The 25,523-nt window shown below is 66.4% G+C and carries 22 protein-coding genes, 1 CRISPR repeat array and 2 riboswitches (1 of these 25 only partly in view); of the genes, 9 read left to right on the top strand and 13 right to left on the bottom strand.

Features of this window, described 5'->3' with window-relative positions; all coding sequences use genetic code 11:
* A CRISPR array of direct repeats spans positions 1 to 1,605; the repeat unit is 29 nt; unit sequence GTGTTCCCCACGGGTGTGGGGATGAACCG; it reaches 71 nt to the left of the window's first position.
* A gap of 268 nt (positions 1,606 to 1,873) precedes the next feature.
* Complete coding sequence (locus HQN78_RS09445) at positions 1,874 to 2,077, top strand: cold-shock protein (RefSeq protein ID WP_107799522.1); 204 nt, start codon at positions 1,874 to 1,876, stop codon at positions 2,075 to 2,077.
* 211 nt (positions 2,078 to 2,288) lie between these two features.
* Here HQN78_RS09445 and HQN78_RS09440 read toward each other — a convergent pair whose 3' ends face one another.
* A complete protein-coding gene (locus tag HQN78_RS09440; RefSeq protein ID WP_235089170.1) occupies positions 2,289 to 2,510 on the bottom strand; it encodes a hypothetical protein in 222 nt (73 codons plus the stop codon).
* An 860-nt stretch (positions 2,511 to 3,370) separates the two neighbouring features.
* On the opposite strand from HQN78_RS09440, the gene HQN78_RS09435 reads away from it, so the two are divergent.
* The gene (locus HQN78_RS09435) at positions 3,371 to 3,526 is read left to right on the top strand and encodes a hypothetical protein (RefSeq protein WP_235089935.1); all 156 of its coding nucleotides are present in this window, start codon (positions 3,371 to 3,373) and stop codon (positions 3,524 to 3,526) included.
* A gap of 57 nt (positions 3,527 to 3,583) precedes the next feature.
* On the opposite strand, the gene HQN78_RS09430 is transcribed toward HQN78_RS09435, so the two are convergent.
* The 6 genes from HQN78_RS09430 to HQN78_RS09405 form a co-directional block, all read right to left on the bottom strand.
* Positions 3,584 to 3,754 carry a hypothetical protein gene (locus HQN78_RS09430; RefSeq protein ID WP_235089167.1) on the bottom strand — a complete coding sequence of 57 codons (171 nt, stop codon included), beginning with the start codon at positions 3,752 to 3,754 and terminating at the stop codon, positions 3,584 to 3,586.
* 492 nt (positions 3,755 to 4,246) lie between these two features.
* Entirely contained in the window at positions 4,247 to 5,251 is a 1,005-nt protein-coding gene (locus HQN78_RS09425) for an aminoglycoside 6-adenylyltransferase (protein WP_255701227.1), read from the bottom strand.
* Positions 5,164 to 6,345 (bottom strand): acetylornithine deacetylase, encoded by a 1,182-nt coding sequence (argE, locus tag HQN78_RS09420; protein ID WP_235089165.1) that lies wholly within the window; start codon positions 6,343 to 6,345, stop codon positions 5,164 to 5,166. Before argE ends, HQN78_RS09425 begins: the two co-directional genes overlap by 88 nt.
* On the bottom strand, positions 6,342 to 7,016 hold the full coding sequence (locus HQN78_RS09415) for a DUF1028 domain-containing protein (RefSeq protein WP_235089164.1): 675 nt from the start codon (positions 7,014 to 7,016) through the stop codon (positions 6,342 to 6,344). The genes argE and HQN78_RS09415 overlap by 4 nt, the downstream gene beginning before the upstream one ends.
* Entirely contained in the window at positions 7,013 to 7,435 is a 423-nt protein-coding gene (locus HQN78_RS09410; protein WP_107799515.1) for a RidA family protein, read from the bottom strand. Before HQN78_RS09410 ends, HQN78_RS09415 begins: the two co-directional genes overlap by 4 nt.
* An 11-nt stretch (positions 7,436 to 7,446) precedes the next feature.
* Complete coding sequence (locus tag HQN78_RS09405; RefSeq protein ID WP_235089163.1) at positions 7,447 to 8,715, bottom strand: NAD(P)/FAD-dependent oxidoreductase; 1,269 nt, start codon at positions 8,713 to 8,715, stop codon at positions 7,447 to 7,449.
* A 97-nt stretch (positions 8,716 to 8,812) separates the two neighbouring features.
* On the opposite strand from HQN78_RS09405, the gene HQN78_RS09400 reads away from it, so the two are divergent.
* The gene (locus tag HQN78_RS09400) at positions 8,813 to 9,715 is read left to right on the top strand and encodes a LysR family transcriptional regulator (RefSeq protein WP_235089162.1); all 903 of its coding nucleotides are present in this window, start codon (positions 8,813 to 8,815) and stop codon (positions 9,713 to 9,715) included.
* A 29-nt stretch (positions 9,716 to 9,744) separates the two neighbouring features.
* On the opposite strand, the gene HQN78_RS09395 is transcribed toward HQN78_RS09400, so the two are convergent.
* The 3 genes from HQN78_RS09395 to HQN78_RS09385 are packed head-to-tail and all read right to left on the bottom strand — an operon-like array spanning position 9,745 to position 14,132.
* Positions 9,745 to 11,127 carry an aspartate aminotransferase family protein gene (locus HQN78_RS09395; protein ID WP_235089161.1) on the bottom strand — a complete coding sequence of 461 codons (1,383 nt, stop codon included), beginning with the start codon at positions 11,125 to 11,127 and terminating at the stop codon, positions 9,745 to 9,747.
* A 54-nt stretch (positions 11,128 to 11,181) separates the two neighbouring features.
* A complete protein-coding gene (locus tag HQN78_RS09390) occupies positions 11,182 to 12,588 on the bottom strand; it encodes an APC family permease (protein ID WP_235089159.1) in 1,407 nt (468 codons plus the stop codon).
* A 44-nt stretch (positions 12,589 to 12,632) separates the two neighbouring features.
* Positions 12,633 to 14,132 (bottom strand): aldehyde dehydrogenase, encoded by a 1,500-nt coding sequence (locus HQN78_RS09385; protein ID WP_235089157.1) that lies wholly within the window; start codon positions 14,130 to 14,132, stop codon positions 12,633 to 12,635.
* Positions 14,133 to 14,297: 165 nt separating this feature from the next.
* Between HQN78_RS09385 and HQN78_RS09380 the strand changes: the two genes are divergently transcribed.
* Positions 14,298 to 15,083, top strand: coding sequence for a LuxR C-terminal-related transcriptional regulator (locus tag HQN78_RS09380; protein WP_235089155.1), 786 nt, complete (start codon positions 14,298 to 14,300; stop codon positions 15,081 to 15,083).
* A 34-nt stretch (positions 15,084 to 15,117) separates the two neighbouring features.
* Here the strand turns inward: HQN78_RS09380 and HQN78_RS09375 are convergent, their stop codons facing one another.
* Positions 15,118 to 15,732 carry a trimeric intracellular cation channel family protein gene (locus HQN78_RS09375; RefSeq protein WP_107801818.1) on the bottom strand — a complete coding sequence of 205 codons (615 nt, stop codon included), beginning with the start codon at positions 15,730 to 15,732 and terminating at the stop codon, positions 15,118 to 15,120.
* A gap of 9 nt (positions 15,733 to 15,741) precedes the next feature.
* On the opposite strand from HQN78_RS09375, the gene HQN78_RS09370 reads away from it, so the two are divergent.
* Positions 15,742 to 16,008 carry a hypothetical protein gene (locus HQN78_RS09370; protein WP_235089154.1) on the top strand — a complete coding sequence of 89 codons (267 nt, stop codon included), beginning with the start codon at positions 15,742 to 15,744 and terminating at the stop codon, positions 16,006 to 16,008.
* Positions 16,009 to 16,051: 43 nt separating this feature from the next.
* Positions 16,052 to 16,234, bottom strand: a riboswitch (glycine riboswitch).
* Between the two features lies 1 nt (position 16,235).
* A riboswitch (glycine riboswitch) is annotated at positions 16,236 to 16,322 on the bottom strand.
* A 136-nt stretch (positions 16,323 to 16,458) separates the two neighbouring features.
* On the opposite strand, the gene HQN78_RS09365 is transcribed toward HQN78_RS09370, so the two are convergent.
* Both HQN78_RS09365 and purU read right to left on the bottom strand, forming a co-directional pair.
* On the bottom strand, positions 16,459 to 19,002 hold the full coding sequence (locus HQN78_RS09365) for a DUF3141 domain-containing protein (RefSeq protein WP_255701226.1): 2,544 nt from the start codon (positions 19,000 to 19,002) through the stop codon (positions 16,459 to 16,461).
* Between the two features lie 94 nt (positions 19,003 to 19,096).
* Complete coding sequence (gene purU / locus HQN78_RS09360; protein ID WP_235089152.1) at positions 19,097 to 19,963, bottom strand: formyltetrahydrofolate deformylase; 867 nt, start codon at positions 19,961 to 19,963, stop codon at positions 19,097 to 19,099.
* 229 nt (positions 19,964 to 20,192) lie between these two features.
* Here purU and HQN78_RS09355 point away from each other — a divergent pair, with 229 nt between their 5' ends.
* Genes HQN78_RS09355 through HQN78_RS09340 form a run of 4 tightly spaced genes read left to right on the top strand, consistent with a single transcriptional unit; the run spans position 20,193 to position 25,453 of the window.
* Complete coding sequence (locus tag HQN78_RS09355) at positions 20,193 to 21,446, top strand: sarcosine oxidase subunit beta family protein (RefSeq protein WP_235089150.1); 1,254 nt, start codon at positions 20,193 to 20,195, stop codon at positions 21,444 to 21,446.
* A gap of 11 nt (positions 21,447 to 21,457) precedes the next feature.
* Positions 21,458 to 21,754 carry a sarcosine oxidase subunit delta gene (locus tag HQN78_RS09350; RefSeq protein WP_235089148.1) on the top strand — a complete coding sequence of 99 codons (297 nt, stop codon included), beginning with the start codon at positions 21,458 to 21,460 and terminating at the stop codon, positions 21,752 to 21,754.
* The gene (locus HQN78_RS09345; protein ID WP_235089145.1) at positions 21,751 to 24,768 is read left to right on the top strand and encodes a sarcosine oxidase subunit alpha family protein; all 3,018 of its coding nucleotides are present in this window, start codon (positions 21,751 to 21,753) and stop codon (positions 24,766 to 24,768) included. The genes HQN78_RS09350 and HQN78_RS09345 overlap by 4 nt, the downstream gene beginning before the upstream one ends.
* On the top strand, positions 24,761 to 25,453 hold the full coding sequence (locus HQN78_RS09340) for a sarcosine oxidase subunit gamma (protein ID WP_235089144.1): 693 nt from the start codon (positions 24,761 to 24,763) through the stop codon (positions 25,451 to 25,453). The genes HQN78_RS09345 and HQN78_RS09340 overlap by 8 nt, the downstream gene beginning before the upstream one ends.
* The last annotated feature ends 70 nt before the right edge of the window (positions 25,454 to 25,523 follow it).

Genomic DNA, 25,523 nt, shown 5'->3' with positions numbered 1-25,523 from the left:
CGGGTGTGGGGATGAACCGTTAAGAGTCTTGCCGGAGATAAATCCGAATTAGTGTTCCCCACGGGTGTGGGGATGAACCGAGACGGGGCGCTAGAGGCGCGAGCAAAGCATTGTGTTCCCCACGGGTGTGGGGATGAACCGCAGGTTTTTGCACTGGTCAGCCGGTACATTCAGTGTTCCCCACGGGTGTGGGGATGAACCGCCATTTCGTTGAGTATGAATCAGATCGCTTCCGTGTTCCCCACGGGTGTGGGGATGAACCGCGGCAACGTTGCGCGAATGTCGCAAAAAAATGGTGTTCCCCACGGGTGTGGGGATGAACCGGTTCAGTGTACTGGCTACTACGGCAAGCCGTTGTGTTCCCCACGGGTGTGGGGATGAACCGCCTTGCGTGATTACGGTATCGACATCAGCGAAGTGTTCCCCACGGGTGTGGGGATGAACCGAGCGGGAAAAGTCGGAAGAGAAAAAGGAATTCGTGTTCCCCACGGGTGTGGGGATGAACCGAAATGAACGCTATTACCATTAACTTTATCGTGGTGTTCCCCACGGGTGTGGGGATGAACCGTTCCAGTCCTTGCTCTGTCAACCATTCCTCAAGTGTTCCCCACGGGTGTGGGGATGAACCGACCATCACAATGGCCGAACTGAAAATGTCGCAGTGTTCCCCACGGGTGTGGGGATGAACCGACAGCGCCACCGCGCCTTTTGACAGCGCCAGCGTGTTCCCCACGGGTGTGGGGATGAACCGTTCGATCTGCCCAAGGTCGCCAAGTCCGTCGCGTGTTCCCCACGGGTGTGGGGATGAACCGTTCGGTCTTCAGCACGTTGGCGGCACGCATCGGTGTTCCCCACGGGTGTGGGGATGAACCGATGCCGCCCATCTCCATAGCTGCGGATTTCACGTGTTCCCCACGGGTGTGGGGATGAACCGGCAGGCTTGGGCGACTGGCTGAAGAATGCGACGTGTTCCCCACGGGGGTGGGGATGAACCGCTGGTGGCGCCGTTGTCAACTACGGTCGCGCCGTGTTCCCCACGGGTGTGGGGATGAACCGCCACATGGGTGAGCCAAGCACAGCCAGCACGAGTGTTCCCCACGGGTGTGGGGATGAACCGGTTAACGTCACCATCCATCGCTTCAAGCCCAGGTGTTCCCCACGGGTGTGGGGATGAACCGTCAATTGCATCTGCCAGCTCCACGTATTTGATGTGTTCCCCACGGGTGTGGGGATGAACCGTTTTACCAGCACGCGGCAGACCTTCATGAAAAGTGTTCCCCACGGGTGTGGGGATGAACCGCGGTCGGCGAGGACGGCGCGGCAGACGGGGTTGTGTTCCCCACGGGTGTGGGGATGAACCGGGGAAAGTGTATGAGCGCAATGATAGATCTGGGTGTTCCCCACGGGTGTGGGGATGAACCGTTCGTAATAGATAGCGCGGACCCGTTTATCGTGTGTTCCCCACGGGTGCGGGGATGAACCGAACAAGTCCATGGCTAGAGACACGGTCACTCCGTGTTCCCCACGGGTGTGGGGATGAGCCGGATGACTTGCACCGCCTTTTTGATCGTCTGATGTGTTCCCCACGGTTGTGGGGGTGAAGCCATGCCCGCATCTAGCAAACCCAGCGCGGTTTGTCTTTGGCTACTGCTCGCTTTTTGGCAACAAATTCCTGCTCAAATTGCAAAATTCAAATATTGCTATTGACCAGGCCGGTGTTTTGCGAGTATTATTGTCGCGATTTTCAAGCGTTATATCTATCGATACCTCAGTTGTCCATACAAGTTGGTCTGCTTTGTTTCCTTATCTATTCCTTGACTATCATGCTTTCAGGCAATTTGTTGCCCTTAATCTGAACACCAAGGAGTGAATTATGGAAACTGGTATCGTTAAATTTTTCAATGACGCAAAAGGTTTTGGCTTTATTACCCCGGACAATGGCGGCGATGATCTTTTCGCTCACTTTTCCGAAATTCGCGCAGACGGCTTCAAGTCCCTGCATGAAGGTCAAAAAGTAAGCTACACCCGAGCAATGGGCCAGAAAGGCCCGGCTGCAACCGCGATCCAGCCGCTCTAAGCATTATCGCTGCAATAAAAAAGCCCCGTATGGGGCTTTTTGCGTATGCATAGATGTCGAGTAAATGAGAAAGCCGGTCTTAAGACCGGCTTTTTTTATTGCCGTATCGGCGAGCTAGCTGTCGCATGGCCGCCGGATGCTTGTTTAGGCAGGAAGCCGTTTTTTCCCGCTTAGTAAGCCCATGCCCCCGGCTCCCGCCGGGGGCCTCCCTTTACGGACTCTTCTTCAACACCCGTCGCTCCAGCAAGGAGCGCTCCACCTGCGCGTCCATCATCCGGTGCTGATGGTCGGTGTAGGCGTAGACATTCATCCGCCTTGCGCTGAGCGAGATCAGCCGCTCAAGGTGGTTGAAAAAGCCCAGCCAGTAGCCGCGCTGCTCGGTGCGGCTGAAGTCGATGTCGCGGGCGACTCGGCTGAGCAGGCCCTGGCCCACGTAAGCCGGGTTGTCCTTGAACCATTGCAGCAGATGGGCGGCGCATTCCCGGCCGTAGGCCTGGGCCTGGGCGGGGTGGCCGGTGCGGACGGCATGTGCCAGTAATGCGGATAGGTGCGTCCGGGAAGGCGGATGACGAAGGGCAGCAGGACTTCCTGGGTTTCTAGGGCCGGGGTGCGGTAGCGCCGTCGGCGCGGGAAGAGAGATTGCGGCATGTCGTTACTCCTGCGATGAAACAAGATTAACAAGCTGCCTATCCGGTAGAGGATTTGGCAGGCGCGTGATGGGATTGGCATTACCGAGCCTCACGAACCCCGGCGAGCGCGTAGCGCTCTCCCACCATGCACCTGCCGTTAAAGCATGGCAAAGCGCAAGCATGCGCGTTGACGCGCATGCTTGGGTCGTGAGGCGTTTCGAGATGCCAATCTCGGTGCCGTGTTTTGCGGCACGCGGGGATTGTTGCCGACTATGCGGGCAGGGTCAAGGCGCGGCGGCCGCGTTTCAGCCGGCATGCTGAGCGGAGCAAGCCGGCTGGGGGTGTTGGCGGCGGCGGGCTAGAATCGACCGTTCCATCTCAGACGGAGCTTGAACATGATTGTCAGAACATGGCATGGCTGTGTGCCGCGGCGGCATGAGGCGGGGTTTGCCGCGCACCTGGAACAGACCGGCGTCCAGCACTCCAGAAGCATTGCCGGCAACCTGGGGGCTTTTGTCCGCCAGGAAGAGAAGGGGAGTGGACGCATTTCTTTTTGGCCACTTTTAGAGCGGCTAACAAAATTCCTGATGCTGCGTTGCGCCGACTTGCCGTACTCAAGTACTGCCTGCGTCGGCGCGCCTTGCCTCAGTCGTGAAACTGATTTTTGTTAGCCACTCTTACTGGGGGGCTGGAGGCGGTCAGGGCGTTTGCCGGCGACAACTACCATATCGCCGTCACTTACCCGGACGATGAGCAGTTTGAGCTGTTGTCCGATCCTTATGTGTTTCAGCATGAAGTCAGCGAAATCGCCCCGTTGTAAGCGCCCGTTCAATGTCTGCCGCGCGCCGGCGCGGGCGATGTCGAAAAGGTCATCGATTTAATCGCTGTTCACCTGCTCATCAGGGCGTGGCTGCTGTTGCGGCGTCATCACCGGCTCAGCCTGCCGACGCTCAACCTTCTCCGCCTCGTCCTGAGGCGGCGATGCTTCTTTGTTCTCTCTCTTGAACATATCGGGCGGGTTTGGCATCCGCGTCAGTTGTTGCTGCATGCGAAAACTCTCCGTCATGGCCTTGTGTATTTGGGTAAAAGCCGGGTGAGAGGGGGAGAGTGAATCCGCGGAGACTGCCGCGCTGTATAGCGCTAGCGGCAGCAGAAGGGCGTGGATACGCATCTTATTCCTGACAAAGTATCTGGCCGCGGGGGACGCGGCGCTTGGCTTGTATGGCTTGGCTGGCGCGCTTCAGCTGTGAGGAGGCGCGTGGCTGGACTGAAGACAGGCGGACGGAAGCGAACGCCTGAAAGATAGGGAATTCTATCTAACCACGCTCAAAGGTCAAGCCCACGGAAAATCCGCCGCCTGGCGCGGCGCGTGGAGGCCGCCGCGCCGCCGTTGGTTTAGAGCCTGTTTACGATCTCGCGAGCTAGAGCGAGACAAGGCGTTGCGGCTGAGAAAGCGGAGTGTACAAAGGGTACATGAGCATTTCGAAGACGTACTCACCGTGTAGGCATCCACGACACGCAGCAGATCGTAAACAGATTCTTAGGCCGGCGCGTGGATCAAGTCGCGGATGCCGGCTTCCACCGCTGCCGGGTAGTCGAAGCCGGCGCGGGCGGCCACTTCGCGAGCCACTTGGCTGTATAGCCGCAGCGTGGCGTGGAAGGCGCGTTCGGCGTCGGCGGCGTCGAAGCGACCAAAGGCTTGATGCAGCGCCTGCCAGTGTGCCGGCTCGGCCCAGTGTTGCAGCCGGGTGCCGATATGCCAGCAGTCCGCCGCCATGCCGGGGCGGCTATGGGCGTGCCATTCCAGCATTTCCAGCAGCAGTTCCTTCATGGTCCAGTCGCGGAGTTTGACGACGAACAGCTCGCCGCGCGCCAGGTATGTGGGGATGTGAAAGGCCTCGAACCAGAATTCCTCCACCCGTTCGCGGAAGCGCTCCTCGCTGGGCAAGGCCGGAGCGGCGGGGCGGCCTTGCGGCGCGGGCAGGTCTTGGGCCGCGCCGGTTTTGTCCAGCAGCACGCGGTAGCCGCGCTGGTACAGCGGGTCCAGCCCATGCTCGCGCATGGCTTGCAGCCGGGCGGGGCCGGCCAGGGTGAAGTCGATTTTGACGCCGTCGCCGTAGATGGCCAGGCGGGTGGGCCAGGCTTGGCCTTCGCCCAGGCGCAGCACGGTGAGCAGGGGGCCGATGTCGCGCAGCCAGCCGTCGTCCGCGGCCAAAGCCGCCGGGTTCGGGCCGATGATTTCCAGGTCCAGATCGGAATGGCTGTCGGCGCTGCCGTCGTCGCGGACAAAGGAGCCGGTGAGGATCAGCGCGTCCACGTCTGGGCGGCTGTGCGCCCAGGCGATGGCGGCGTTCAGACGTTGGGCCTGGGGGTGTTGGGCTGCATATGGGGCTTTCCGGTGCGGGGCGTGACCGTGGTAGGCCCCCGCAAGCGCGGGAAGGTTCCGACGCGGCCGGATTAGGGGCAGGGCACGGGCTCGCTCAGCCGCCGCCGCAGCGCGGCGAGCAGCTTGTCGCAGGCGCTCAGTTGTTCCAGCGCCAGCCATTCGTCCGGCTGGTGTGCCTGGGCGATGCTGCCGGGGCCCAGCACCACGGTGGGGATGCCGGCTTGCTGGGAGAACAGCCCGGCTTCGGTGCCGAAGGAAACCTTGGCCGGCGCGCGGGCGTCGCCCAGCAGCGATTGCGCGAAGCGCACCACGTCGGCGTCCGGCGCGGTGAGCAGGCCGGGGTAGGCGCTGCGCTCGGTGAAGACGATGTCGGCGTCGGGGTCCACCGCGCGCATGGCGGGCAGCAGTTGTTGGCGGGCAAAGTCCATGATGGCGCTCAGCAGCGCTTGCGGCTCGTCTTCCGGCAGGTGGCGGATTTCAAATTCGAACTCGCCGTGCTCGGGGATGATGTTGAGCGCACTGCCGCCGCGCATGGCGCCCACGTGCAGGGTGGTGTGGGGCGCGGGGTAGAGCGGGTCGAACGGGCCTTCTGCCGCGCGCTGGCGCGCCAGTTGGCGGATGAAGACGATGAGTTCCGCCGCGTATTCCACGGCATTGACGCCGGCTTGGGGCAGGCTGGAATGGCCGGCCTTGCCGCGCAGGCGCACATGGTAGGCGAGCTTGCCCTTGTGGGCGGCCACCACGCGCATGAGGGTGGGTTCGCCGACGATGGCCATTCTGGGCAGGGCCGGCAGCCCGCCCAGCACGTCCAGCAGCCGGCGCACGCCGATGCAGCCGATTTCTTCGTCGTAGCTCAGCGCGATGTGCAGCGGGGTGCAGAGCCCGGCGGCGGCGAAGTCCGGCGCGGCGGCCAGCACGGCGGCGATGAAGCCTTTCATGTCGGCGCTGCCGCGGCCGTAGGCGCGCTGCTCCCGTATTTGGAGGCGGAAGGGGGCGCCGCTCCAGGCTTGGCCGTCCACCGGCACCACGTCGGTGTGGCCGGCCAGCATCACGCCGCCCCGGTCCGCGGGGCCGATGGTGGCGTAGAGGTTGGCCTTGCCGCCGTCTTCGCTGCGGATCAGCTGGCTGGAGATGCCCCAGCCGGCCAGGTAGTCGCGCACGAAGCGGATCAGCTCCAGGTTGGAGCGGTGGCTGACGGTGTCGAAGCCGACCAGCCGCTCCAGCATGGCCAGCGAGCTGTAGCGTTGCATCATGGATCTCCCGCCACGCCGTAGCTGGGCGCATGCTGCGGGGTCAGCGCCCGGGCAAGGTAGGCGTCCATCTGTGGCTGGTAGCGGCGCCATAGCTCGGCCAGTTCCGCCACCGGCTGGCCCTCGCTCCAATCTATGCGCAGATTGATGGCTGGCCATGCGGTATCGGCTGTGGCGAGCAGGCCGGCGGAATGGATGGGGCCGGCCTCTCCGCCGGCGTCCACCGCGGCTTGCAGCGCCGCCAGCAGGCGTTCCGGCAGGCCGCCGCCGGCTGCCTCGTAGGCGGCCACCATGGCTTGGGGCAGTTCGGCCGTGGCCAGCAGGTTGCCGCCGGCGGCGCAGTCTCGGCCGGTGGCGGCGCCATGCAGGCCCAGCGCGTGCCGGCCGGTGATGACTTGCGGCCGGCCTTGAAGCGGGGCCAGCACCAGTTGCCGCCACTCCAGGTGAGGGTCCGCCGCCAGCAGGCCGGCGCGCAGCGCGTCGTCCGCGCCGCCGGCCGCCATCCGTTCCAGCGCCAGCGGGCCCAGCAGCGGGTTGCTGACGTTCTGGCTCAGCGCGGCGCCCACGCCGGCGCGCACATGGGCGCAACGGCTGGCCACGCAGATGCTGGAGGAGGCGATGGCGACGCCCACCATGCCGCTGTCCCGGCAGCGGGCCGCGATGGAGAAGGTCATCGGCGGCGCTCCTCGGGGATGACGGCGGTGACGTCGATTTCCACCAGCCATTCCGGGCGCGCCAGCGCCGACACCACCAGGCCGGTGGACACCGGGTAGACGCCTTTCAGCCATCGGCCCACCACTAGATAAACGGCTTCGCGGTAGCGCGGGTCGGTGAGGTAGATCACGATTTTGCAGATGTCGCCCAGCTCGCTGCCGGCTTCTTCCAGCAGCAGTTTCACATTGGCCATCGCTTGTTCGGCCTGGGCGGCCACGTCGCCTATGCCTACGGATTCGCGGCTGTCCAGGTCCTGGCCGATCTGGCCGCGCAGGAAGACGAGATTGCCGGCCACCACGGCCTGACACAGATCGTTGTCCAGATTTTGCTCCGGATAGGTTTGCCGGGTGTTGAACGGGCGGATGCGGGTGTGGGTCATGGCGGGCTCTGTTAGGGTTGTGCGCGCTGGTCGGCGTCGCGGTAGGCGGCGTATTGGCGCTGGGTGGCGATGTGATCGGCAATGAAGCGGGCGTCGTGCCATACCCCCCAGAGGAAGGAGGAGCCGCGGTGAGACAGCCAGGGCAGGCCCAGGAAGTAGACGCCGGGTTCGCTGGACACGCCGCGCTGGTGTTGCGGCTGGCCTTGTTCGTTGAAGGCCGGGACTTGCAGCCAGCTGTAGTCCGCGGCGTAGCCGGTGGCCCAGACGATGCTGGCGACGCCGGCCGTGGCCAGGTCCAGTTCCAGGATGGGGCGGGTCACGCATTCCGGGTCAGGCGGTATCTGGCGCGCGGCCGGCTCCTCCGGCAGGTCCAGCCGGTTGCGTTGGATATAGGCGTCCGCCGCCGCCAGCAGGGCGAGGTAGTTGGCGTCGCCGCGGGCGAGGTTGTCGGCCAGGTCCGGGGCGAAACGGGCCATGCCGTGTTCAAACGCTTGGGCGCTGCCCAGCAGGGTGAGGCCTTTATGCGCCAGCGCGCGAAAGTCCACGGTGTGGCCGCCGCGCGCGCCGCTGACGGCGATGGTGACGTGGGCGGCGTCCGGTTTGGGGGCGCTGGCGGTCCATTCGCCCAATACGCCCAGCCACCAGCAGAAGTCGCGCTGGCGGTAGGCCCGCGGCGGGCGGTTGTGCGCGCCCACGGAGAGATAGACGCGCTTGCCGGCGCGCTGTAGTTCGTCGGCGATCTGCACGCCGGAGGAGCCGGCGCCCACCACCAGCACCGCGCCCTCCGGCAGTTGTTCCGGCGCGCGGTAGTGGGCGGAGTGGATTTGCAACAGCGCGTCGTTCTTGGGCGCGATGGCCGGGATGACGGGCTGTTGGAAGGGGCCGGTGGCGGCCACCACGCGTTCGGCCTGGAAGGCGCCGGCCGAAGTTTCTACGATGAAGCCGGACCGGTCCGGGTGGCGGCTGACTTTCAGCACTTCCACCCCGGTGCGGATGGGCGCGTTGATTTTTTGGGCGTAGGCGGCCAGGTAGTCCGCCACGCGTTCCTTGGGCGCGAAGGCGTCCGGGTCCAGGCCGGCGAATTCCAGTCCGGGAAAGCGGTCATGCCAGGCCGGGCCGTTGCAGACCAGTGAATCCCAGCGCTGGCTGCGCCAGCGTTCGGCGATGCGGTGGCGCTCCAGCACGATGTGGGGCACATCGTGGCGGCTCAGGTGTTCGCTGATGGCGATGCCGGCCTGGCCGCCGCCGATGATCAGCGTGTCTGTCTTGTCGATTGCCATCTTGACGCCTCCTGTTGCGTGCTTGACAAGGGCAGTCTACGAAGCCAGTCTGGATACGGAAAATAGTTATATCTTCTGCATTGGATAATTTTTAATTATGCAATACACCCTGAGGCAGTTGGCTTATCTGGTCGCCGTGGCGGATCACGGCAGCGTCACTGAGGCGGCCAAGGCGCTGCACACGTCGCAGCCCGGCGTGTCCAGCGCCATCGCCCAGCTGGAGGAGGTGTTCGGCCTGCAGTTGTTCATGCGTCACCACGCGCGCGGGGTGTCGCTGACGCCGGCCGGGCGCAGCTTCATCGCCGCCGCGCGTCAGTTGCTGAAGCAGGCGGAGGATTTGACGCCGCAGGCGCAGGAGATCAGCCAGTCCTTGCGCGGCCGGGTGACGCTGGGCTGTTTCACCACCATCGCGCCCATCTTGCTGCCGCGGCTGTTGTCCGCTTTGCGCGACGCTCACCCGGAGCTGGAGGTGGATTTGCTGGAGGGCGACGCCCGGCAGCTGCGGGAGGCGCTGGCGGACGGGCGGATCGAGCTGGCTTTGGCCTACGACCTGGGCCTGCCGGAGAGCTTGCACAAGCTGCCGCTGTCCGGCGCGCGTCCTTATGCCTTGGTGGCGGCGGATCATCCGCTGTCCGGGCGCGGCAAGGTGTCGCTGGCGGAGCTGGCGGCGGAGCCCTTGGTGCTGCTGGACCTGCCGCACAGCCGCGAGTATTTCCTGTCCTTGTTCCGGCAGCAGCGGCTGGAGCCGAAAGTGGGGCTGCGCACCATCAATTTCGAGCTGGCGCGCGGGCTGGTGGCGGCGGGCTTCGGCTACGCCTTGCTCAATTTGCGGCCGGAGGTGGACCTGGCTTACGGCGGCGGCAAGCTGGCCTGCCTGGACATTGCCGACGAGGTGCCGCGGCTGCCCATCATGCTGGCCTGGCCGCAGGCCTTGAGGCTGACGCGCAAGGCGGAGGTGGTGCGTGAGCTGTGTTTACGCTTGTTGGGCGACGACGGTTGACCGCCGCGCCCGCGTGTTTATCCATCCCTCTAGCGCAGGCCCATCTCCTCCGCGGTGCGGTCCACGGCGATGCGGGTCTTGTCTATGAGTTCGTCGATCTCGCTCCGGCTGATCACCAGCGCCGGCGCCATGATCATGCGGCCAAGCGTGGAGCGTAGGATCACGCCCTCATCAAAGCCTATGCTGCGGCAGCGCCAGCTGATGTCGGTTTCGTCGGCGAAGCGCTGCCGCGTGGCTTTGTCGCGGCAGAACTGCAAGGCCGCCACCAGGCCGGCGCCCTGGATTTCGCCCACCAGCGGGTGCTGGCCAAACACCTCGCGCAGGCAGGTTTGCAGATAGGGGCCGGTGTCCGTCCTGGCGCGCTCGACCAGTCCTTCGTCTTGCAGCACGCCCAGGTTGGCCAGGGCCACGGCGGCGGCCACCGGGTGGCCGGAGTAGGTCAGGCCGTGGGCGAAGACGCCGCCTTGCTCCACCAGCGTTTCGCCGATGCGGCGCGACAGCACCAGGCCGCCCATGGGGATGTAGCCGGAGGTCAGGCCCTTGGCGATGCTGAGCGTGTCCGGTTGAAAGTTGAAATGCTGGTGGGCGAACCATTCCCCGGTGCGGCCAAAGCCGCCTATCACTTCGTCGGCGCATAGCAGCACCTCGTATTGGCGGCAGATGCGCTGGATTTCCGGCCAATAGCTGTCCGGCGGGAAGATCATGCCGCCGGCGCCCTGGAAGGGTTCGGCCACGAAGGCGGCCACCTTGTCGGCGCCCAGCGCCAGGATCTTGTCTTCCAGTTCTTGCGCGCATTGACGGCCAAACGCTTCCGGGCTCAGCCCGCCGCCGTGGGCGAACCAGTAGGGCTCGCCGATGTGCTCCACGCCGGGGATGGGCAGGTCTCCCATCTCGTGCATGAACTTCATGCCGCCCAGGCTGGCGCTGCCCACGGTGGAGCCGTGGTAGCCGTTGTGGCGGCCAATGAAGATTTTCTTGTCCGGCTTGCCCATCACGTCCCAATAACGGCGCACGCAGCGGATCAGCAGCTCGTTGGATTCGGAGCCGGAGTTGGTGTAGATCACGTGACGGTAGTCGCCGGGCAGCAGGGAGAACAGTCGTTCGGAGAGTTCGTTCACCGCCGGGTGGGTGGTGTGGAAGAACACATTGTAGTAGCTGAGTTGTTGCAGCTGCCGGGCGGCGGCGGCAATCAGCTCCTGCCGGCCGTAGCCCACCTGGGTGCACCATAGGCCGGACATGCCATCCAGATAGCGCTTGCCGTCGGTGTCCCACAGATAGACGCCTCGGCCCTCGGCCATCACCCGCGGGCCTTCCTGGTTCAGGGCTTTCTGATCTAGAAAGGCGTTGATGTGGTGGGCGGCGTCCAGTTGCTGGTAGTCGCGGGTGCTGCGGTGGGGCGCGGAAGCGGTCATGAAGGTCTCCTGCTTGGGGGTGGGGCCGGGCCAGGCCCGGCGTTAGGCGTTTGGCTAGTGCCGGGTCAGCGCCTGGTCCAATGGTTCCGGGCGGAACAGCGGCTTGCGCATCACCAGCTTGATCCACAGGACGGCGATCAAGGACACCAGACCCAGCACGATGCCGGCGCTGGCGAAGATGGCTGCGCTCATGTCCGGGCTGGGCGACACGTGGTAGATGGCGATCAGCATGCCGACGATGCCCAGGCATTGCGGCAGCGGGTAGAACGGGGTTTTGAAGGGGCGGTCCAGCGTGGGGTAGCGGCGGCGCAGGGCGATCACGTCCAGGTGGCAGATGATGTAGGCCAGCAGCCAGGCGATGGCCGCCGCCAGCAACAGCAGGCCTATGGTGTCGGGGTCGTCCCCCATCAGCAGCACCGGCGCGCCGGTGATCAGCGCGACGAAGAGCACCGCCACCCATGGGGTGCGGTAGCGCCGGCTCAGCTGTTTGAACTGAGGAAAGACCTGGCCGTTGCACGCCATGCCGTACAGCATGCGCGGCACCGCCGCCAGGGAGCTGTTGAGCGTGCTGCAGGTGGCGGTGAAGGCGATCACCACCACGGTCAGCTTGCCGGCCTGGCCCAGCAGCGCGGTGGCGTATTGCAGGTGCGGCAGCGGCGCGGCGGTCAGGGCGGCGCGCGGCAGGTGGTAGAGCGCGCCCATGCAGTAGAGGGCGATGGTGATGAAGATCACGCTGAGGCCCAGCATCATCGCCAGCGGGATATCGCGTTGCGGGCGGCGGCTTTCCTCCACCAGCGGGCAGGTGAACTCCGCGCCGACAAAGCCCCAGATCGCCAGCGCTCCCAGCGTCAGCACGCCGGCGCCCAGCGGGTTCCAGTCGCTGTTGGCGGCCTGGGCCAGCGCCGGCGGGCCGCCGCCGCTCAGTGCGGTGCTGCCCAGCGCCAGCAGCGCGACGATCATCACCAGGGCCAGCGCCGATTGCAGGCGGGCGAACACATCGATGCCCAGCAGATTGAGCAGGGTGAAGATCAGCAACACGCCGTAGGCGACGCCGTTGAGGGGAAAGACGCCGGGGTAGACCTGGTTGACGATGCGGTCGAGCAGCAGGAGTTCGGCCGACAGCGCGAACATCGCCACCACCACATAGCCGGAAAAGGTGGCCAGGATGGCGGGGAACTGGCCCAGGGCCACCTCGGTGTAGCTGCTGAGGCTGCCGGCGCGGGGAATCATCAGCGCCAGTTCGGAGAAGGATACGGCGTAGCAGAGCGCCAGCAGGAAGGCCAGGCTCAGCGGGATCAGAAAGCCGATGCCGGCCATGCCGGCGCCTTGCAGCATCAGCACCATCACGCCTTGGGATACGACGAGGCCGATGGCGACGGCGAGCAGCGGGGCGAGGCCCAGGCTGGCGCGAAAAGGGGCGGGGGCCGGCGGCGGAGCAAGGTGGGCTTGCGGTGTGCGCATGGTGGGTCTCCTACTATCTTGTTGTGCCGACTGCGGGGCGGCGCTTATTCGTCTTGCCATTGCACCCAGGTGGTTTTGAGGTGGGTGTAGTGGTCGATGGCGTGCAGCGACAGATCGCGGCCAAAGCCGGATTGCTTGCAGCCGCCAAACGGCAGGCCGGGGTCCAGCGCGTCCACGGTGTTGACCGAGACGGTGCCGGCGCGTAGCCGGCGCGCCACGCGGTGGGCGCGCGACAGGTCCCGGGTCCACACCGAGGCGGCCAAGCCGTAGGGGCTGTCGTTGGCGATGGCCACGGCCTCGGCTTCGCTGTCGAAGGGCATCACCGCCAACACCGGGCCGAAGACTTCCTCGCGCGCCAGCGCCATGTCCGGGCGGACATCGGTGAAGACGGTGGGGCGGATGTAGCAGTCGCCACCGTCCAGGCTGAAGCGCTCGCCGCCGCACAGCAGGCGGGCGCCTTGGCGGCGGGCTTGGTCGATGTGGGCCATGATGCGCTCCGCCTGGCGGGCGTCGACGATGCAGCCGCTGCGGGTGGCCGGGTCCAGCGGGTTGCCCGGTTGCAGCGCGGCCGCCTCGCGCAGCAGGCGTTCCAGGAAGACGTCTTGAATGGAGCGCTGCAGCAAGAGCCGCGAGTTGGCCGAGCACACCTGGCCCTGATTGAAGAAAACGCCGAAGGCGGCGCGCCGGGCGGCGGCGTCCAGGTCGCAGTCGTCGAACACCAGATTGGGGCTTTTGCCGCCGCACTCCAGCGCCACTCTTTTCATATTGGAGTCCGCCGCGTAGCGCAGAAAGGCTTTGCCCACTTCGCTGGAGCCGGTGAAGCTCAGGCAATCCACGTCCGGGTGCAGGCCCAGCGGCCGCCCCACCTCGTCGCCGTAGCCCGGCAAGACGTTGAGCACGCCGTCCGGCAGGCCGGCCTCCTGGGCCAGTTGGGCCAGGCGCAAGGCCGACAGCGGCGATTGCTCGGCCGGCTTCAGGATCACGCTATTGCCGGCCATCAGCGCCGGCGCCAGCTTCCACGCGGCCATGTCCAGCGGGAAATTCCACGGGATCACCGCCGCCGCCACGCCCAGCGGTTCCCGGGTGATCAGGGCCAGCGCGTCGTCGGCGCCGGGGGCGGCCTCGCCGTACAGCTTGTCGGCGGCTTCGGCGTACCAGTCGAACACGCCGGCGGCGCCCGGCACATCGATATGGAGCGCATCGGCAATGGGCTTGCCGATGTCCAGGCAGTCCAGCAGCGCCAGTTCGTCGCCATGCCGGCGGATCAGCGCCGCCAGTTTTTGCAGCACGGTCTTGCGCTGGCGCGGGTGACAGCGCGACCAGACGCCGGATTCGAAGCTGGCGCGGGCGGCCCGCGCCGCCCGTTCGACATCGGCCTCGCCGCAGCGGGCGATCTCGGCCAGGGGCCGGCCGTGGATGGGGCTGATGTCGGTGAAGGTGCGCCGGTCGGCGGCGGGCACGAAGCGGCCGTTGATGAAGGCGAGGCAAGGCGAGCGCAAATCGGCGGCGCGGTCTTGCCAGTAGGACAGATCCTGCGTGGGCATGGCGATCACTCCTGTTCAGGCGGCGCGACGGGGTGGGGGAAGCGCTCACATCACGGCTGGTCTTGTCGCGCAGGCTGGAGCCATACTAGTCAGTCCCCTTGGCGGCGGACATCACGCGAAAGCGTTAGAGCGGAAGGCGGGACTAACCTGATCGGGGTAGCTGGCATGCAGCTGAATGTGGCGGATCTGGTGTTTCACCAGCAATTGGGGCGCTTGTTGGACGGCGTCGACAACGCGGCCTTTTGGCAAGGGTTGGCCGCGTTTCTACGGGAACGCCTGAGTTTCGATACCTGGGTGGCGGTGCTGTTTCGCCAGGAGGCGCCGCCGTGGGTGCTGGCGGATCACGCGGCCAATTACGCCGCCGACGATTTGTTCGCCGACTACCGGCGCGGCCTGTATCTGCTGGACCCGTTTTACGGTTTTGCGCTGAAGCGCCCGGCCGCCGGCGTGTACCGGCTGGACGAGGTGGCGCCGGACCGTTTCCGGGAGACGGAGTACTTTCGCCGTTACTTTTCGCGCAATGTGGTGGCGGATGAAATCCAGTTTCTGCAAGTGTTGCCGGAGGGCGTGCTGTCCCTGTCCCTGGGCAGCAAACGCCGCTTCAGCGAGCAAGAATTGGGCGTTTGCAATCTGTTCGCGCCCTGGCTATTGCCCTTGTCGCGGCTGGCCGCGCGTATGGACGAAGGGCTGCGTCAGCCGGCGGCCAGGGCGGGCAGGCAGAGCCGACGGGAACTGGAGGAGGAGCTGCGCGCGCAGGGCTCCTCGCCGTTGACCAAGCGGGAGGTGGAGGTGGCGCTGCTGATACTCGGCGGCCACTCCACCAAGGGCGTGGCGCGCGAGCTGGGCATTTCGCTGGAAACCGCCAAGGTGCACCGCCGCCATCTGTACGCCAAGCTGGGCGTGTCCAGCCAGGCGGCCTTGTTCCTGCTGCTGGCGGGGATTCAAGCCTGATGCCGCGGCGCGGCGGTGAAACAGCTAGGGTTAGTTAATGCAGGTCGTGCCGATACATGAACACCGGCAGCCTCCATTCGCGCCAGATGGCGGCCAGACGGATGGCGAGGCCGACGGCGAAGCTGGCCAGCACGTTGAGATCGTGCGGCACGCCCAGCTTTATCAGGCCCAGGTAGAGCAGGGCCACGGCGAAGGAGACGCTGGCGTACAGCTCCTGGCGGAAGACCACCGGCACGCGGTTGCACAGCACGTCGCGCAGGATGCCGCCGGCAATGCCGGTGATCATGCCGGCCATCACCACCACCACCGGGTGGTAGTCCATGGACTGGGCCACGCCGCAACCTATGATGGTGAAGGCGATCAGGCCCAGCGCGTCCAGCACCAGGAAGACGCGGCTCAGGCGTTTCATATAGCGGGCCACGAACACAGCGGCCAGGCCGCCGGCGATGACCAGGCCGACATATTCCGGGTGTTGGGTCCAGCCTATCGGGTAGCGGCCCAGCACGATGTCGCGCACGGTGCCGCCGCCCAGGGCGGTGAGGAAGGCGATGACGGTAACGCCGAAGATGTCCATATTGCGGCGGCCGGCCGCCAACGCGCCGGTCATCGCTTCCGCGGTGATGGCGATCAGATAGATCAGGGTAAGCATGTAGTTGCAATGGTCAAACAGGCTGGCGCCGAGATGCGCGGCGAAGCCGGGTGGGAAAATGGGTTGGCAATGGGCGGGCCATGCCAGGTGGCGCGCAGCCTGGGCAAGAGTTTCGAACACGGGTTTTCCTTGAGAGCTGGTGCACGATCTGCTGCGCTGCGACGATACGGCGTTGAAACCCGCTTCGAAATGCTCATGTACCACGAGTACATTCCGCTTTCTCAGCTGTTTTCGCCTTGTCTCGTCCTTGCTCGCGAGATCGTGAGCACGTTCTGAGCACGGCCGGCGGGCCGCGCATGGGCGCGGCGCTGCCGGCATTGCCTCTCCCCTTGTCCTTTTACCTGAGAGTTAGATGACGGGCGCGGCCTGTGTGCGGGCCTTGCCGGGTGTCACTTGCCCCTTCGGTGGGCGGCTAAGGGCCGGTCACATCATCCGACGCGCTCTGGCTGAAGCGTAGCAGATGATGAACGGGCGCTTAGGGCCTCTCTCCAATCGGCTGGTATCCATGGGCTGCGGTACTGTTGCCTGAGCGATTATGGGAGTTTGCGTCTTCGGCGGGGGCGCATGCCCCTCTCTCCCGCAGCAGGCAAGGATATTAGCGTTTGCTGTATTGTTCAGTCAACGACTGTATACATGGGGCGAGGCAAAAATGTTGCAGTGCGATATCAACATGAAAACGCCCGGACGGCGGTTTGGCTGTCCGGGCGCTTTTGCGCTGGCTGATGCTTAGTTGCTCGGCGTTTTGGGCTTGGCCGCGTCCTTGCCGGCGGCGGGTTTGCGCGCGGCCGGGGTTTTGGCTGCGGGGGCTTTGACCACGCTGGCTTTGCCCGCTGGCGCTTTGGCGGTTTTGGCCGCCGGGGGCTTGCCGGGCGCCGGCTTGGCCGCGGCCGGTTTGCTGCTGGCGGGTTTGGCGGCCGGAGCGGGTTTGGCGGCAGCGGCGCTGGGCTTGCCGGCGGTGGGCTTGGACGGGGCTTTGGCGGCCGGCTTGCGCGGCGGCGCCGCTTTCTTGGCGGGCGCGCTGGCCTTGGCGGCGGGGGCCGCGGCGGGAACGGTTGAGGCTGCCGCTATGGCCGGCTCGGCGGGCGGCAGGATGGCCGGCGCCGCCGGCGCGCGCGTGTCCAGTTGCAGCGCGTGGGCCGCTTGGTCCAGCCTGAGCTGTTGTTCCGGGGCGATGTCGCCGCTGAGCGCCAGCAGTTCATGCGCCAGCTGCCAGGCCTGGCGGCGGCGGTGTTCTTCCGGCAGCAGCTTGGGCAGGCCGGCCAGCGCGCGGGCTTCGTCCAGCCGCACCAGGAAAACCTGCTTGCGGGCGATGTCTTTCAGCTCCATCAGGGTCAGCGGGTATTCGTGGCGGATGTCGCGCATGATGCGGCGGATGGCGTTGAACGGGCGCTCGTCTATGATGCCGCGGCCAATCGCCACATAGGTGAGCAAGCGCACGAAGCCGTCGGCCAGGGAGCCGCTTTCGTAAGCGGGGTCCAGCACCTGGCGCTTGAGTTGCAGCCTTTCCTGTTTGTTCCAGCTGTCGCAGCGGGCGGCGCGGGCTTCGCGCGCGGGCTGCACGCCCACGACGGAGGCCAGCCACGGCGACTCGTACACGGCTTTGAAGCAGTGTTCGGTGGCGGCGTCGCGCAGGTCGCGGTAGCGGTCTAGGCTTTGCGTCATCCAGCCGGACCACTGTTCTTGCAACCGCCACAAGGGGTTGTCCGCGCTCACCGGCTGGCGGTGGGCGCGCACGTATTCCGCGGCGGGTTTGAGCCAGCCGAGCCAGGGATTGAGCGGGGAGATCAGCGTGCGTTCCAGCCGCGCCGGGTTGAGCTGGCGCAGCCATTGGGCGCTGGCTTCGTTGCTGACGGCGCGCACGGCCGGGGAAACGAAGCGATTGTAAATGCCCTGGTTGATTTCGGAGACGCGGCGCACCGCTTCAAAGGCGCGTTCGTCTTCGCGGCCGTCGTCCAGCGCCAGGATGTCGGCCACTTCGCGGGCTTCGAAACGGATGATGTAGCGGCCCTTGATGTATTCCTGGCCGGGGGTGCCGGGGGCCACGTCTTCGATGACGGCCTCGTACAGGCCGGGGGCCAGCACGTCGATCAGGTCCAGCGCGCTGGCGAACTCGCTGTGTTCGCGGTTGGCGATGCCGGCGGAGACGAAGATGCCCAGGTGGCCCACCTTGTTGTGCAGGCAGTAAATGATGGTTTGTTCGTTGTCGCGGATGTCTTCCGCGTTGTCGTACAGGTCCGGTATCCAGTTCAGCGCTTGCTGCGGCGGGGTGATGTTGTCGCCCCAGGAGGCGAACACGATGATGGGGGAGCGGATATTGCGCATGTCCACGCGGTGCTGGTCGCTGCTGACGATCTTGCCTTCCACCAGGTGGTTGCCCACGAAGAGCTGCTGGGAAATCCATTCCATTTCCTGCTTGTTCAGCAGGTAGTGGCCGCCCCACCAGCGTTCAAAGCCCAGATAGCGTTCGCGCTCGGTGTCCACCTTGGCGTACAGATTGTAGGGCTTCTTCCACAGGGTGTTGGCCGGGTCCAACTTTTCAAAGTTGTTGACCAGATGGGCGCCGTCGAACTTGCCGTTGCCCAGATCGCCGGCCAGGGAGGCGGTCCAGGTGCCGCCCAGCATGCCGCCGGAGTAGCGCATCGGGTATTTGCCGGTGACGCCGGCCCAGTAGGACAGCGGGGTGCCGGCCAGCAGGATGGGGCCGCACAGCTCCGGCGCCACCGAGGCCAGCATGGCCAGCGCCCAGCCGCCCTGGCAGTTGCCGATGACGAAGGGCTTGCCGTCGCTGTCCGGGTGCAGCTCCCTGACCTTGCCGAGGAAGACGTATTCGGCGCGGCTGACGCTTTCTATGGTCTGGCTGGGCACCGGCTGGGGGAAGAACATGATGAAGTAGCAGGGGTGGCCCTGTTGCAGCGCGATGCCGATTTCGCTGTCCATCTTGAAGCCGCCGATGCCGGGGCCGTGGCCGGCGCGCGGGTCTATCACCACGAAGGGGCGCAGCGCCGGATTGGTGGCCGGGCAGCCGGCCGGCGGCAGGATGGCGGCCAGCGCGTAGTTGGCCGGGTCCGGCAGGCTGCGGCCGTCCAGGATGATTTTGTAGTCGAACACCAAGACCGGCGGCTTGCCGCTTTGCACGTGTTGCAGATAGTCCGCGCCGCGGTCATGCAGCACGTCCCAGTAGAGGATGCTGCGCTCGCAGGCGTCGCGCCAGTAGTCGGCGACCGGGTTGGAGGAGAAGAGCTTGGACCAGACGGCTGTTTGCGACCACATACGGCACCTCTTGGTTGGTATGACGGATAACTGGCTACTGTACCCTGCTTTTGTTGCGTTGCAATAGACAAAGTTCCTGCCAGGCGAACAACTGTCAGCGCAACACCACAGTGCGCCGCTCGGTGATGAAGACGCGCCGCTCCAAGTGGCTGCGCACCGCGCGCGCCAGCGCCTGGCACTCCATGTCGCGGCCGGCGGCCTGCAATTGCTCCGGGCTGTAGGCGTGGTCCACCCGTTCCACCACTTGTTCGATGATCGGGCCTTCGTCCAGATCGTCGGTGATGTAGTGGGCGGTGGCGCCTATCAGTTTGACGCCGCGCTCGTGCGCCTGCTGATACGGCCGCGCCCCCTTGAAGCCGGGCAGGAAGGAGTGATGGATATTGATGGCGCGGCCGGCCAGTTTTGCGGCGGCGGCGCTGGAGAGCACCTGCATATAGCGGGCCAGCACCAGCAGTTCCGCCCGGCTGTCCTCCATCAGCGCCAGCAGCGCGGCTTCCTGGCGCGGCTTGTTGTCCGGGGTGAGCGGCAGATGGTGGAAGGGCAGGCCGTAGGCTTCGGCGATGGGGGCGAGGTCGCGGTGATTGGAGACGACGGCGGCCACCGTCATGTCCAGATCGCCCATCTTCTGGCGATAGAGCAAATCGTTCAGGCAGTGGTCCAGTTTGGACACCATGATCAGCACCCGCGCGCGCTGACGCCGGTCGTGCAGCCGCCATTGCAGGTCTTGATAGTGGCCGCTCATCCGCGCCATGCCGTCGGCCAGCCGTTCCGGGGCGAAGTCCGGCCGCTCCGGGTGGAAGACGCAGCGCACGAAGAAGCGCCGGCTGCGGGCGTCGTCGAACACCGCCAGTTCATCGATATAACAGCCTTGCTGCTCAAGCAAGGCGGAGAAGCCGGCCACCTGGCCGGAGGCGCTGCGGCAGGCGAAGCTGAGCACGTAGGAGGGGGCGTCTGAGGTCATGGCGTGTCCTGTTTGTGGGGCGGCACGGGCCAATCTAGGCCTTGTCCCGCGCGCGCGCTGTCCGCCATGCGTCCGCTTTGCGTGGATTTTGGACATCGCCGTGTCGCGTGCGGGCAAGAGGCCGTCCTTTCCAGCCAAATGCGCCGGCGGCGTCGCCCTGAGAATGAGGCCTTCCTCAACCTCGACAGCAGCGGCGCGGGCCCATGGCGGCCCGGCGGCGGGAGCGCAGATGGCAAACCGATATTCGCTGTGGAGCCTGATCCGGCACGGGCTTGGGCATCACCAGGGCTGGCAGCCGGCCTGGCGCAGTCCGCAGCCGGAAAGCAGCTACGACGTCATCATCGTCGGCGGCGGCGGCCACGGCCTGGCTACCGCCTATTACCTGGCCCGCATGTACGGCGTCCGCAAGGTGGCGGTGCTGGAAAAAGGCTATCTGGGCGGCGGCAACACCGCGCGCAACACCACCATCATCCGCTCCAACTATCTGTGGGACGAGTCTTCGCAGCTGTACGAGCACGCGCTCAAGCTGTGGGAGGGCCTGTCCCAGGAGTTGAACTTCAATGTGATGTTCAGCCAGCGCGGAGTGATGAACCTGGGCCACAGCCTGCAGGACATGCGCGACATCGAGCGCCGGGTCAACGCCAACCTGCTCAACGGCGTGGACGCCGAGGTGCTGTCTCCGCGGGAGATCAAGGAGCGGGTGCCCTTGATCGCCATCGGCGGCGACGTCCGCTACCCGATCCTGGGCGCCAGCTATCAGCCGCGCGGCGGGGTGGCGCGCCATGACGCGGTGGCCTGGGGCTTCGCCCGCGCCGCCAGCGAATTGGGCGTGGACATCATCGAGGAATGCGAAGTGACCGGCTTGTTGATCGAGGGCGGCCGGGTGCGCGGGGTGCGAACCGGGCGCGGCGAGATCCGCGCCGACAAGGTGGGCTGCGTGGCCGCCGGCAACAGTTCCACGCTGGCGCGGATGGCCGGCTTGCGGTTGCCGCTGGAAAGCCACCCCTTGCAGGCCTTTGTGTCCGAATCGCTGAAACCCTGCCTGGACACGGTGGTGATGTCCGGCGCGGTGCACGGCTACATCAGCCAGTCGGACAAGGGAGAGCTGGTGATAGGCGCGGGCATAGACAGCTATCTGGGTTACGGCCAGCGCGGCAGCCCGCATGTGATCGAGCACACGGCGGCGGCCATCGTCGAGCTGTTTCCGTCCTTCTCGCGGCTGCGGATGAACCGGCAGTGGGGCGGCATCGTGGACGTGTCGCCGGACGCCTGCCCCATCATCGGCAAGACCCGGATCCAGGGCCTGTATTTCAACTGCGGCTGGGGCACCGGCGGCTTCAAGGCCACGCCGGGTTCCGGCCACGTATTCGCCCACACCATCGCTCATGACCAGCCGCATCCGCTGAACGCGGCTTTTTCGCTGGAGCGCTTCGCTTCCGGCCGCTTGATAGACGAACACGGCGCCGCCGCCGTGGCGCATTGAGGGAGACGCCGATGCTGCTGATTCATTGCCCGCATTGCGGGGAGGCGCGGGAGGAGGAGGAGTTCGACTACGCCGGGGAGGCCTTCATCGTCCGCCCGGCGGCGCCGGAGCAGGTGGACGACGAGGCCTGGGGCGATTACCTGTTCTGCCGCAAGAACCCGCGCGGCTGGCATTGGGAGCAATGGCAACACGCCGCCGGCTGCCGCAAGGTGTTCGCCGTCCGGCGTCACACCGTCAGCTACGAGATCGCCGGCAGCTGGACGCTGGCCGAGGGCAAGGCCCGTTATTTGCAGGAGGATCAGGCGTGAGCGGCTATCGCATCCATCGTCCCGGCGAGCGCATCGACCGCAATCGGCCGCTGGTCTTCACCCTGGACCGCGCGGCCTATCACGGCTTCGCCGGCGACACCCTGGCCTCGGCGCTGCTGGCCAACGGCGTGCGGCTATTGGGCCGCAGCTTCAAGTACGGCCGGCCGCGCGGCATCGTCGGTTTTGGCGCGGAAGAGCCCAACGCCTTGATCCAGCTGGAAAGCGGCGCCTTGAGCACGCCGGATCTCAAAGCCACCCAGGTGGAGCTGTACCAAGGCTTGCAGGCCTTCAGCGGCTTGGGGGACGCGTCCTGGGGCATGCGGCTCAAGGGCGCGCTGGGCCGGCTGGAGCGTTTCATGCCGCCGGGTTTTTATTACAAGACCTTCATGCAGCCGGCGGGGGCCTGGCCGTTTTACGAGCGCCGCATCCGCGAAGCCGCCGGTTACGGCCAAGCGCCGCGGCTGCCGGACCCGGAGCATTACGATCATCTGCACCACCACGTGGACCTGCTGGTAGTGGGCGGCGGCGCGGCCGGCTTGTGGGCGGCCACGCTGGCGGGGCGCGCCGGCCTGAAAACGCTGCTGCTGGACGAACAGGCGGAGATGGGCGGCTGGCTGCTGAGCGAGCGCCGGCTGCGCATCGACGGCCTGGAGGCGATGGAATGGACGCAGCAGCGCTTGCAGGAGCTGGCGGCGCTGCCCAATGTCCAGCGCTTGCCGCGCGCCACCGTCTTCGCCTTGCATGAGGGCAATCTGGCCTTGGCGGTGGAGTTGTTGCAGGACCACCTGCCGCCGTCGGAGCGCGATCCGGCCCGGCCGCGCCAGCGCCTGCACAAGATACGCGCGGGCCAATTGGTCTTGGCCAGCGGCGCCATCGAACGGCCGCTGGTGTTCGGCAACAACGATCTGCCCGGGGTGATGACCGCCGCCGCCGGCCACAGTTATTTGAACCGTTACGGCGTGGCGGTGGGGCGCCGGCTGCTGCTGCAGACCCAGAACGACGCCGCCTACGACGCGGCGCTGGAGCTGGCCTTGGCCGGGGCGGCGGTGACGCTGGCCGATGCTCGCCCAGCCGGCGCGGCGGCCTGGCGCAGCCGCGCCGCGCAGAATGCCGGCGTGGAACTGCTGGCCGGTTACGGCATCGCCCGGGTGAACGGCGGCGCCGGCGTCAGCGGCGCGGACTTGGTGAAGCTGGCCGCGGATGGCCGGAGCGTGGCCGGCAAGGGGCCGCGGCTGGAGCTGGACGGCGTGCTCTCCTCCGGCGGGCTCAGCGCCACCGTGCATCTGTTCTGCCACAACGGCGGCCGTCCGCTGTGGCGTCCGGACCGTCTGTCCTTCGTTTGCCCGGACGCGGGCCGGCCCGGCGTCGTCTGCGTGGGCGCGGTCACCGGGCGCTGGGAGCTGGGCGAGGCCCTGGCCCAATGCCATGCCGCCATGCTGGCCCAGCTTGGCTGGGGAAGCCAGCGCGGTCTGGGCGCCGCGCCGCGGGTGGAGGCGGAGGAGGTGGCCGCGCCGCGTGAAATCTTCCGCTTGCCGGACGGGCGGCGCGAAGGCGTCGGCGCCAAGGCCTTCGTCGATTTCCAGAACGACGTGGCCGCCGCCGACATCCATCTGGCGGTGCGCGAAAACTACCGCTCCATCGAGCACGTCAAGCGCTACACCGCGCTGGGCTTCGGCACCGATCAGGGCAAGCTGTCCAACGTCAACGGCTTCGCCATCGCCGCCGAGGCGCTGGGCAAGCCCATCTCCGAGGTGGGCACCACCACCTACCGGCCGGCCTACACCCCGGTCAGCTTCGGCGCGCTGGCCGGCGTCCATGTCGGAGAAACTTTCGACCCGCGCCGCTACACCGCCATGCACGACAGCCATACCGCGCGCGGGGCCGAATACGAGCTGGTGGGGCAGTGGCTGCGGCCCTGGTATTTCCCGCGGCCGGGCGAGGACCTGCACGCGGCGGTGCGCCGCGAATGCCGCGCCGCCCGCCAGGGGGTGGCGGTGATGGACGCCTCCACCCTGGGCAAGATCGATGTGCGCGGCCCGGACGCGCGCGAGTTTCTGGGCCGCGTCTACAGCAACGCCTGGAGCAAGCTGGAACCGGGCAAATGCCGCTACGGGCTGATGCTGGACGAAAACGGCATGGTGATGGACGACGGCGTCACCGCCTGCCTGGCGGACGACCATTTCCACATGACCACCACCACCGGCGGCGCGGCCCGGGTTTACAGCTGGCTGGAGCGCTGGCACCAGACCGAATGGCCGGAACTCAAGGTGCGCTTCAGCTCCATCACCGATCACTGGGCCACCACGGCGCTGGTGGGCCCGCAAAGCCGGGAGGTGCTGCGCAAGCTGTGCACGGATATTGATCTCGACCCTCAGGCCTTCCGGTTCATGGAGGGCCGCGTCGGCACCGTGGCCGGCGTGCCGGCGCGGGTGTTCCGCATCAGTTTCTCCGGCGAACTGGCTTACGAGATCAATGTGGACGCCGGCTACGGCCGTTATTTGTGGGAGGAGGCGATGCGGGTCGGGGCCGAGTTCGGCATCACGCCCTACGGCACCGAGGCCATGCACGTCTTGCGCGCCGAGAAGGGCTTCATCATCGTCGGCCAGGACAGCGACGGCTCGATGAGCCCCAACGATCTGGCCATGGGCTGGGCGGTGGGCATGAAAAAGCCGTTCAGCTTCCTCGGCCGCCGCTCCTTGCTGCGCGCCGACACCGCCGGCGCGGGCCGCAAACAGTTGGTGGGCCTGCTGACGGAGGACCCGCGGCTGGTGTTGCCGGAAGGCGCGCAAATCCTCAACGACGGCAAGGACGCCGCGCCGGCTGCGATGCAGGGCCATGTCACCTCCAGCTACCACAGCGAATGCCTGGGCCGCTCCATCGCCATGGCGGTGTTGAAGGACGGCGTCCGCCGCGAAGGCGACACCGTGCACGTGTGGTGGCAGGGCCATAGCGCGCCGGCGCGGGTGGCGTCCGCGGTCTTCGTCGACAAGGAAGGAGAGCGTCAGCATGTCTGAATCCACATTCAAGCCTGTGCTGGAATCGCCCTTGCGGCATCTGGATTTGCCGGAAGCGGCCGAAGCGCGCCGCGCCGACGGCCGCGTCTGGGGCAATGAAGCGCCCAATCTGGGCTACGCGCTGCTGCGCGGCGACGGCGCCGAGGCCGGGTTTTTCGAGCTGACGGCGCGGATCACAGGGCTGGAGCCGCCGCGCCGGCCCAAGACCTTGAGCCAGGGGGAGGGCGGCGCGCTGCTGTGGCTGTCGCCGGACGAATGGCTGCTGATCAGCCGCCGCCAGCGCCTGGCCGGCTGGCTGCCGACGCTGGAGCGGGGCTTCGCCGAGCAGCGCCTGTTCGCCCAGGCGCTGGACGTCAGCGGCGGCTTCACCGCCGTCTACCTGTGCGGCGAGCCGCACCTGGCCGTGCTGCGCCATCTGGGCGGCTACGATTTCGAAGCGCTGCGTCCCGGCCAGGGCGTCGGCACCTTGCTGGGCAAGGCCGCGGTTCAAGTGCTGCGCCTGGACGGCGACGGCGTGTTCGTGGTCTGCCGCCGCAGCTTTGCCGACTACGTCTGGCTGCTGTTGCGGCGCGCGGCGCGGCCTTACGGCTTCGCGGTGTGCGAGCTGCCGGAGGACGCCGGCCATCCGCTGTGGGCGCAACTGGCGCGGCCGGCGTCGGCGGCGGTCCTGAGCGAGAGTTCTTAAAAAATTATTCAAGGTCCGTGGCGCTGTGGCGGGATAGTTGGACCGAGGCGTGGACAAGCTAGAAGGAGAT

The sequence above is a fragment of the Chromobacterium sp. Beijing genome, from assembly GCF_021496765.1.
In the GTDB taxonomy this organism is placed as follows: domain Bacteria; phylum Pseudomonadota; class Gammaproteobacteria; order Burkholderiales; family Chromobacteriaceae; genus Chromobacterium.
Note: the sequence above shows the minus strand (reverse complement) of the source record. Positions and strands in the feature narration are given on the sequence as shown.